This window comes from Actinomadura napierensis, from assembly GCF_039529375.1.
Taxonomy (GTDB): Bacteria; Actinomycetota; Actinomycetes; order Streptosporangiales; family Streptosporangiaceae; genus Spirillospora; species Spirillospora napierensis.
Genome location: NZ_BAAAMR010000013.1, coordinates 114,450 through 123,854, shown reverse-complemented (window position 1 = coordinate 123,854; position 9,405 = coordinate 114,450). Strand labels below are relative to the sequence as shown.

General features: G+C 75.6%; 7 protein-coding genes. 3 read left to right on the top strand and 4 right to left on the bottom strand.

Annotated features, from left to right (window positions below):
• On the bottom strand, positions 1 to 1,213 hold a 1,213-nt coding region (locus tag ABD296_RS10520), incomplete at its 3' end, for a PH domain-containing protein (RefSeq protein WP_344264164.1).
• On the bottom strand, positions 1,210 to 1,770 hold the full coding sequence (locus ABD296_RS10515) for a PH domain-containing protein (RefSeq protein ID WP_344264162.1): 561 nt from the start codon (positions 1,768 to 1,770) through the stop codon (positions 1,210 to 1,212). The genes ABD296_RS10520 and ABD296_RS10515, both read right to left, overlap by 4 nt.
• Positions 1,771 to 1,876: 106 nt before the next feature.
• On the opposite strand from ABD296_RS10515, the gene ABD296_RS10510 reads away from it, so the two are divergent.
• Together ABD296_RS10510 and ABD296_RS10505 are read left to right on the top strand one after the other, a co-directional pair.
• Entirely contained in the window at positions 1,877 to 2,869 is a 993-nt protein-coding gene (locus tag ABD296_RS10510) for an ATP-binding cassette domain-containing protein (protein ID WP_344264160.1), read from the top strand.
• Positions 2,866 to 3,675: an ABC transporter permease gene (locus tag ABD296_RS10505; protein ID WP_344264158.1), complete on the top strand. Its 810-nt coding sequence runs from the start codon at positions 2,866 to 2,868 to the stop codon at positions 3,673 to 3,675. The genes ABD296_RS10510 and ABD296_RS10505 overlap by 4 nt, the downstream gene beginning before the upstream one ends.
• Here the strand turns inward: ABD296_RS10505 and ABD296_RS10500 are convergent.
• Positions 3,659 to 4,990, bottom strand: a complete 1,332-nt coding sequence (locus ABD296_RS10500; protein WP_344264156.1) for an MFS transporter — start codon at positions 4,988 to 4,990, stop codon at positions 3,659 to 3,661. The two genes, ABD296_RS10505 and ABD296_RS10500, sit on opposite strands and share 17 nt — an antisense overlap.
• Before the next feature lie 109 nt (positions 4,991 to 5,099).
• Between ABD296_RS10500 and ABD296_RS10495 the strand changes: the two genes are divergently transcribed.
• Positions 5,100 to 6,062: an Lrp/AsnC family transcriptional regulator gene (locus ABD296_RS10495; RefSeq protein ID WP_344264154.1), complete on the top strand. Its 963-nt coding sequence runs from the start codon at positions 5,100 to 5,102 to the stop codon at positions 6,060 to 6,062.
• Here ABD296_RS10495 and ABD296_RS10490 read toward each other — a convergent pair whose 3' ends face one another.
• Positions 6,063 to 9,332, bottom strand: coding sequence for a BTAD domain-containing putative transcriptional regulator (locus ABD296_RS10490; RefSeq protein ID WP_344264152.1), 3,270 nt, complete (start codon positions 9,330 to 9,332; stop codon positions 6,063 to 6,065). It abuts the gene before it with no gap.
• Between the last annotated feature and the right edge of the window lie 73 nt (positions 9,333 to 9,405).

Sequence of the window (9,405 nt, the reverse complement as noted above, 5' to 3'; positions counted from 1 at the left end):
CGAGGGGGGGGGGGGGGGGGGCGGGGCGGGGGGGGGGGGGGCGGGCGGCGGGCGCGGCGCGGGGGAAGGCGACCCACGGCGGGCGGGCCAGGAGGGCGAGGGCGGCGACGCCGGCGGGGGGCGCGACGGCGCGGGCGACGCGGCGGCCGCGCGCGGCGCGGGGATGGGCGACCAGCGGGCCGGGCACCGGGCCGAGGACCCGGGACGCGAGGTCCTCGGCGGCGGCCCTGGGCGCGGCGGGCAGCAGCCGGCCGCGGTGCGCGGCGTCGCCGAGGCCGGTGATGAGGGCGCCGAGGCGGACGATGCCGGCGCGCCGTTCGAGCGGGTTGTCCGACAGCTCGACGCCGCGCAGCCGGCGGCGTTCGAGGGACACCGCGCGGCGGGTGAGCAGGCCGCGCTCGACGAGGATCGACCCGTCCCGCTGGTGCACGGTGAAGTCCCAGTTGAACAGCGCGAAGACGATCACCGACATGACCGGCATGGCCAGGAGCAGCAGGACGAGGAGGACGACCGCGAGGACGGGGGCCGCGCCGGCGACGTCGTGCCCGACGGTCTCGACGCGCTGCCGGGTGATGAGGCCGAGGTCGTCGCTCAAGTTGTAGAGGGTGCCGAGCACGCTGCCGGCCAGCGCGAACGGGGTGAGCAGGTAGGCGCCGCTGAGCGGGGCGTACAGGTACCAGCGGGGCGCCAGGCGGGCCAGGACGCGGCGGGGCGGGCGCAGCTCGGCCGACGGCCGGGCGAGCAGCACCCGGCGGAGCCGCTCGGCCTCCCGGCGGGAGACGGCGTTGAGGGTGCCCTCGCCGCCTTCGGCGCCGGCGTCGATGTGGACGACCGCGATGCCGAGCAGCCGGTGCGGGAGGGACGTGCTGACGTCGACGCCGCGGATCCGGTCGCGCGGGATGCTCTTGACGGACCGTCCGAGCAGGACGCGGCGCAGTTCGATGCGGTCGTCGTGCAGGACGTAGCTGAAGGTGGCCCAGCCGGCGACGTGGAACACCAGCCCGAACGCGAGCCCGGCGAGGGTGAAGTAGAACGCGATGGACACGCCGCCGACGAGCAGGCCGGTGGCACCCGCGGCGAGCAGCGCGACCAGTTCCCGGACGGCGCCGACGACGAAGGTGAGCGGGTGCAGGCGCCGGCGGTGCGGCGCGGCGGCGGGGTGCGGCGGGGGCCCCGCGGCGGCGGACCCCCCGGTCCCGGGCCGGACGCTCACGTCGCGTCGTCGCGCAGGTCGTGCGCGCGGTGCGCGAGCTGCTCGGCCAGCCGGGTCGCCACGGCCAGGGGCAGGCCGGAGACCTCGGACGAGCCGGTGTGCGAGGCGGTGTTGACCTTGATGGTGGCCAGCCCCAGCAGGCGTTCGATCCAGCCCTGCTCGGTGTCGACGGTCTGGATCCGGCCGACCGGCACCAGCAGCCATTCGCGGCTGAACCAGCCGGTGCGGGTGTAGACGACGTCGGCGCTGACCTCCCAGCGGTGCACCCGGTACCGCCAGACCGGCGCGGCGGTGACCATGAGCAGCCCGGCCGTCCCGACGATGTAGGGCAGCCAGCCGACGCGGCCGGTCAGCCAGCCGGGCATGCCGCTCCATCCGGCGTCGCCGAGCCAGGCGGCGACGCCGAGCGCGAGGCCGAACGCCAGGCCCCACAGCAGGAGGTACTCGATGGCCCAGTGCGCGACGGCGCGCGGGGAGACCCGGTTCGCGGGCGGCCGCAGGCGCGGCGGGTGCGACCCCCCGCCGTCCTTGTGGTGGCTGCGCCGCACCGACGTCACATCGCGAGTTTAGAACGTCCGGAGAAAACAACGGCGTACCAGCGTTTTGTCAGTAGCGGCTGGGAGAGTGGCCGGACGTGCGGCGGACCGAGTCCTAGGAGATCACATGTCCCACGCGATCCAGGCCGAGGGCCTGGTGAAGCGGTTCGGTGAGACCAGGGCGCTGGCCGGCGTCTCTCTCACCGCCGAGCCCGGCACGGTGCTGGGCATGCTCGGCCCGAACGGCGCCGGGAAGACGACGGCGACGCGGATCCTGGCCACGCTGATCGAGCCGACCGAGGGCAGCGCCCGGGTCGGCGGGTTCGACGTGGTGAAGGACGCGCACAAGGTGCGGCAGCTGATCGGCCTGACCGGGCAGTACGCCGGGGTCGACGAGATGCTCACCGGCACCGAGAACCTGATCCTGATCGGCCGGCTGCTCGGCATGCCGCGCCGGGCGTCGCGGGCGCGGGCGGCCGAGCTGCTGGAGCGGTTCCAGCTCACCGACGCCGCCGAGCGCGCCGCCAAGACCTACTCGGGCGGGATGCGCCGCCGCCTCGACCTGGCGGCGAGCCTGGTCGGGAGGCCGCAGATCCTGTTCCTGGACGAGCCGACCACGGGCCTCGACCCGCGCAGCCGCAACGGCCTGTGGGACATCGTCCGCGGGCTGACCGACGACGGCGTCACCGTGCTGCTGACCACGCAGTACCTGGAGGAGGCCGACCGGCTCGCCGACGACATCGTGGTGATCGACCGCGGCCAGGCGATCGCGCACGGCACGTCCGACATGCTGAAGGCGCAGGTCGGCGGGCAGGTGCTGGAGCTGCGGCCGGTCCGGGACGGCGACGGCGACGCCGCCGCGCGGATCGTCGCGGACCTCACCGGGACGGAACCGGAGATCCGGGACGGGCTGGTGTCCGCGCCGATCACCGATCCGTCGCTGATGCCCGCGGTCGTCCGGCGGCTCGACGACGCGGGCGTCGCGGTCGGCGAGCTGTCGCTGCGCAAGTCCAGCCTGGACGAGGTGTTCTTCGCCCTCACCGGCCACCACACCGACGACATCGACGCGGAGGCCGGCGAGCTGGAGCAGGCCGCCGACAGGGAAGGGGCGTCGGCATGACGACCGCGACGTTCGCGCCGCAGGACCTGGCCAAGCGGGTGTCGCCGGGCATCGCCGTCCGCAACACGATGACGCTGGCCTGGCGCAACCTGGTCCAGATCAAGCACAACCCGATGGAGCTGGTGGACCTGTCCATCCAGCCCATCATGTTCGTGCTGCTGTTCGCCTACGTGTTCGGGCCGGCGATGGCCGGCAGCGTGCACGCCTACCTGCCGATCGTCATCCCGGGGATCATCGCGCAGAACGCGCTGTTCGCCGGGATGAGCACCGGGTTCGGGCTGAACACCGACATCACCAAGGGGGTGTTCGACCGGTTCCGCAGCCTGCCGATCTCGCGGTCGGCGCCGCTCGCCGGGCGGATCATCGCCGACACCGTCAAGCAGGCGTGGTCGATGCTGATCCTGCTGGCGGTCGGGTTCGCGATCGGGTTCCGGGTGCACACCGGCGTCCTGCCGGTGCTCCTGGCGTTCCTGCTGCTGCTCACGTTCGCGCTGCTGTTCTCGTGGACGTCGGTGTTCATCGCGATGAAGGTGAACGAGCCGGAGAAGGTGCAGATCTTCGGCTTCGTGGTGATCTTCCCGCTGAGCTTCCTGAGCACGGCGTTCATCCCGACGACCAAGGGCATCCCCGGCTGGCTGGCGTTCTGCATGGACAACAGCCCGGTGACGCAGCTGGTGGCGTCGATGCGCGGGCTGCTGGTCGGCGGCCCCGTCCTGGAGCACGCCTGGATCGCGCTGGCCTGGGGCGTCGGCATCTCGCTCGTCTTCGCCCCCTTGTCCCTGCGCGCCTTCAAGAAGCGCGCCTGAGGGCGGTGAAGGCGAGGGCCGCCGCGGTGAGGCCGGTGATCGCGGCGGCGAGGTAGACGCGGTCCAGGCCGGCGGCGGTGTCGTGCGGGGAGTTCTGGAACAGGACGCCCAGGGCGGCGACGCCGAGGGTCTGGCCGAGCTGGCGGAACGTGGTCATCGCGCCGGCGGCCGTCCCGCGCCGCTCCGGCGGGGCCGCCGTCATGACGGCCGTGCCCATCGCGGGGATCATCAGGCCGACGCCCGCGCCGGTCACGACCAGCCCGAACGTGATCGAGGACGCGCCGGAGCCGGCGTCCAGGTGCGCCTGCAACGCGCAGCCGATGCCGCTGAGCAGCAGCCCTCCGCCGACGGCGACGCGCGGCGGGACGCGGCGCCCGCTCAGCGTGGAGACCGCGAACGTCGCCAGCGCCATCGGCATCAGCGCGAGGCCGGCGCGGACGGGGCCGAGGCCGACCGACGACTGGAGCCAGACCGAGGTGTAGATCAGGCAGGCGAACGCGGCCGACGAGGCGAGCACGCAGACCATGACGGCGGAGAACGCGGGTTCGCGGAACAGCCGGAGGTCGAGCAGCGGATGCCGGCGGCGCGGTTCGAGGGCGATGAACGCGGCCAGCGCGGCGAGTGCGGCGGCCAGCCCGGCGAGCACCGGGGCCGCGCCCCAGCCGTCGGTGCCGGCCCTGGTCAGCGCGGCGGTAAGGGCGCCCGCGCAGATCGCGAACAGCGCCATGCCGGGCAGATCGAGCGAAACGGGCCGCGCGGCCCGCTCGCCGCGCCCGATCACCTTCACCGTCAGCGCGATGGTGACGAGCGCGACCGGAAGGTTCACCAGGAAGATCGCGCGCCAGCCGAGCCAGGCGGTCAGAGCGCCGCCGAGCATCGGCCCGGCCGCGCCGCCGAGCCCGCTCACGGCGCCCCACACGCCCATCGCCGTCCGCATCGCGGGCCCCTGGTAGACGGCGCCGATCAGGGAGAACGCGGTGACGGCCATCGCGGCGCCGCCGATCCCCTGGACGGCGCGGGCGGCGATGAGGGCCGCCGCGTCCGGCGCGAGCGCGCAGCCCGCCGACGCCGCCGCGAAGATCGCCAGCCCGGCGAGGTAGGCGGCGCGGTGCCCGTAGCGGTCGGCGAGCGAGCCCGCCGGGAGCATCAGCACGGCGAGGACGAGGGTGTAGACGTTGGCGACCCATTGCAGGCCGGACAGGGAGGTGTGCAGGCCGCCGGCGACGCTGGGTAGCGCCACCGCGACGATCGTGGTGTCGACGATGAACATGAACGAGCCCAGGCAGACCGCCACGAGCGGCGACCATCGGCGCATCGGGACTCTCCTTTCGCTGGAAGGCCCCCACAGCGTCGCCACCGCCCGCACGAGTCCGCCAACCACGCCTGCGATTCCGGCGGAATCCGTCAATAGGTAGCCTGTGGCGATGGACGACGTCACGCTGGACGAGGTCGACCACGGGCTCGTGCACGCGCTGCGGATCGACGGGCGGGCCCCGTTCAGCCGGATCGGCGAGGTGCTCGGCGTCTCGGAGAACACCATCGCGCGCCGGTACCGGCGGCTCCGCTCGTCCGGCGTGCTGCGGGTCGTCGGCGCGGTGAACGGGCGCAGGCTCGGGTACACCTCGTGGACGATCCGGCTGCGCTGCACCCCGGACGCCGCCGGATCCATCGCCGGGGCGCTCGCGGCGCGCGACGACACCTCGTACGTGTACCTGCTGTCCGGCGGCACCGAGATCTCGTGCAACGCGCAGACGCGCTCGGCGGACGAGCGCGACGCCCTGCTGCTGGAGAAGCTGCCGCGCACCCGGCGGGTGATCGGCGTCTCGGCGCACCTGCTGCTCCGGAGCTTCGCGCTGCCCGCCACCTGGCTCGGCCCCGCGGTGCTGTCGCCCGAGCAGGCCGTCCGGCTCCGGCCGCCTCCTGCGCCGGACGGGACGCGGCCGATCGAGGTGGGCGCGGCCGACCTGGCCCTGCTCGCCGCCCTCGCGCGGGACGGCCGCGCCGGCTACGCCGACCTCGCCAAGGCGACGGGCTGGTCGGACTCCACGGTCAAGCGCCGTGCCGAGGCCCTGCGCGGCGCGGGCGTCCTGCAGTACCAGGTCGACATCGAGCCGGCCCGGCTCGGCTTCCACGCCGAGGCGCGGCTGTGGATGTCGGTGCGCCCGTCCGCCGTAACGGACGCCGCGACCGCGATGGCCGCGCATCCGGAGGTGTCGTTCGTCGCGCTGACCACCGGGCCGACGAACCTCGTGGCCGTCGTGAACTGCCGCGACACCGAGGACCTCGCGCGCTACCTCACCGAGCGCGTCGCCGCGCTGGACGGCATCGTCACGATGGAGACCGCGCCGGTGATCCGGACCGTGAAACGGGCCGGCCTGCCGCTCTGATCAGGAGGCGGCGCTTCCGGGGCCGGGCGGGCGCGTCATCGTCGACGCGGACGGGCGGGCGAGGCCGAACTCGGCGACGACGTCGTCCAGGGTGCGGGCCAGCCCGCGCCCGTGGGCCGCCGTGAAGGCCGCGTCGCCGAGGTCGGCGCGGACGGCGGCCTCGATGGCCAGCACGTCCGGCTGCGACAGGTCGCGGGTGCCGCGCAGCCCGTCGGCGGTGCCGAGCAGCACGGCCGCCCGTTCCGGATCGCCGGACAGGCGCGACCGCTCGGCGAGGCCCGCCAGCACGTACGCCAGGATCGGGTAGTCGCGGGCGTGCGCGGCGCCGCGCACCGCCTCGTCCAGCCGCGCGGACGCCTCGTCCATCGCGCCCATCGCCATGTCGAGCTGCGCGCGCGAGCACAGCACCATCGCGCGGAACTGCGGCGGGCCGGGAATGCCGCGGGTCAGCTCGTCGGCGCGGGACAGCCGGCGCAGCGCCTCCGCCGTGTCGCCGGAGCGGCGGGCGAACTCGCCGAGCTGGTAGTGCACCGCGGCCACCTCCTCCGGCCGCCGGGCCGCCTCGACGCCCTCGACCGCCGCGAGCAGCAGCGCCTCGCCGCGGGCGCGCTCGCCGATCAGGTCCAGCGCGTTGGCCAGCTTCATGTTGACGTGGACGAGCGCCGCCGTCCCGCCGCCCAGCTCGGCGTTCAGCCGCAGCGACTCCTCGTAGAGCACCGCGGAGCGGCGGTGGTCGCCGTCCCGGCCGGCGATCTCCGCCTGCGCGGCCAGCGTGAACGACAGCCCCCACCGGTCCCCCGCCTCGCGGAAGGCGGCCAGCGCCCGGTCGCAGTCGTCCTGCACGCGGCCGACCCAGCCGAAGTTGTGGGCGATCTGGCCGCGGATGAAGTACGCGAGGCCGCGCACCCACGGGTCCGGGTCGTCCAGCAGCCCGTCGACGCCGATCGCCGTCGTGTCGTCCCAGCCCACGGTGTACATCTCGAAGCTGGTGAGCATCAGGCGCAGCACCGGGTGCACGGCGGCGGGGTCGCGGCCGGCGCACAGGCCCCGGGCGCGGGTCAGCCAGCCGAGCACGCGGTCGCCGTCGAGCTGGTTGTCCAGCGAGGCCATGGCCCCGAGGGCGAGGGCGAGGGCGGTGGTCCCGTCGTCCGGGACGCCCGGAAGCGCGAGGATCTCCTCCAGGTGGTCGGCGCCGTCGCGCAGCTCGCCCTGCAGGAACCAGTACCAGCCGAGCGCCGCGCAGAACCGCAGGGCCGTCGCCGCGTCCCCGGCGGAGATCGTCCAGCGCAGCGCGGCGGAGACGTTGTCGTGCTCGGCGGTGAGCCGGCGCAGCCAGTCCAGCTGCTCGGCCCGGTACAGGTGCGGTTCCGCCTCCTCGGCCAGGGCGACGAAGCAGTCGGCGTGCGCCCGCCGGACGGCCCGCTCCTCGCCCGCCTCGGCGAGCCGCTCGGTCCCGTACGCGCGGATCGTCTCCAGCATCCGGTAGCGCGGCCCGCCGTCCGCGCCGGTCACCGTCACCAGGGACTTGTCGACCAGCGCGGTCAGCACGTCCAGGACGTCGGCGCGACCGAGGCCCGGCCCGGCGCACACCCGCTCAACGGTCTCCAGCGTCGCGCCGCCGGGGAAGACGGCCAGCCGGCGGCACAGCACGCGTTCGGGCTCCTCCAGCAGGTCCCAGCTCCACTCCACGACGGCCCGCAGCGTCCGGTGCCGGGGCAGGGCCGTGCGGCTGCCCGCGCTGAGCAGCCGGAACCGGTCGTCCAGCCTGGTCGCGACCTGCTCCGGCGTCATCGCCCGCATCCGGGCGGCGGCGAGCTCGATCGCCAGCGGCATGCCGTCCAGCGCCCGGCAGATCCGGACGATCCAGGCGACGTTGGCGCCGGTCACCGCGAACCCGGGCGAGACGGCGGCGGCGCGGTCGGCGAACAGCCGGACGGCGGGCCGCGCCCGCGCCTCCTCCGGGGCGGCCGACGAGGGCGGCGCCTCCAGCGGCCCGACGGGCCAGAGCGTCTCGCCGGTGATGCCGAGCGGTTCCCGGCTGGTCGCCAGGATCCGGACGCCGGGGCACGCGGCCAGGACCCGGTCGGCCAGCGCGGCAGCAGCGTCCAGCAGGTGCTCGCAGTTGTCCAGGACCAGCAGCAGCCGCTTACCCGACAGCGCGGTGACGAGCCGGTCCAGGGGGTCGGACGGGTGCGGAGCGGCGCGCAGGCCGGGCATCGGCAGGGCCGCCTCACGCAGCCCGAGCGCGGCCAGGACGGCGGCGGGCACCTCACCCGGGTCGGTGACCGGCGCCAGCTCGACCAGCCAGGCGCCGTCCGGCGCCGGGAACGCCGCGTCTCGCTGCGCGCCGAGGTGGCGGGCGGCCTCGACCGACAGGCGGGTCTTGCCGGCGCCGCCGGGGCCGGTGAGGGTGACCAGGCGGGCGTCCGCCAGCAGCGCGCCGACCTTCTCCAGGTCGGCGGCGCGCCCGATGAAGCTGGTCAGCGGCGCGCTGAGGTTGCCCTTCGGGGGTTGCGGCGCGGGGCCGGCGTCCGGGGCCGCCGCCAGAGCCGGGTCGCGGCGCAGCACGGCCAGGTGGACGGCCGCCAACTCCGGCGACGGGTCGACGCCGAGCCCGTCGGCGAGGGCGCGCTTGGCCTCCTCGTACCGGGTGAGCGCCTCGGCGTGGTGGCCGGCGGCGTACAGCGCCCGCATGAGCAGGGCGGTGACGGGCTCGCGGAGCGGGTCCTCGGCGGCGAGGGCGCGCAGTTCGGGGATCACCTCGGCGTGCCGGCCGAGCGCGAGGTCGGCGTCGATGCGCTCCTCCAGCGCGGCGCGGCGCAGGGCGTCCAGCCGCGCGGCGGGCGCGTCCGCGAACCGCAGCCCGGCGGCGTCGGCCAGGGCGGGCCCGCGCCACAGGGCGAGCGCCTCGCGCAGCCCCGCCGACCGGGCGCCGGGGTCGCCGCCACGCCGCGCGGCGGCGACCTGCGCCTCGAAGTCGTGGGCGTCGACGCACGCGCGCGGCAGGACGAGCCGGTAGGCGCCGGACCGCGACTCGACCGCGTCGCGGCCGATGGCGGCGCGCAGCCGCGAGACCAGGGACTGCAGCGCATTCGGCGCGCCGCGCGGCACACCGTCCTCCCAGAGCGCATCGATGATCCGCTCGGCGGGCAGGAGCGCGCCCGGGTCGAGGGCGAGCAGGGTCAGCAGCGCCCGCAGCCGCGCTCCCCCGACCTCGACGGGGCCGCCGTCCGCGCGCACCTCCAGGGGTCCCAGGATCCCGATCCGCACACCGGCGATTCTCCCCCACCGGCGGACATGCCGACGCCCCGGCGGTCACGGGGACCACCGGGGCGTCGCAGCC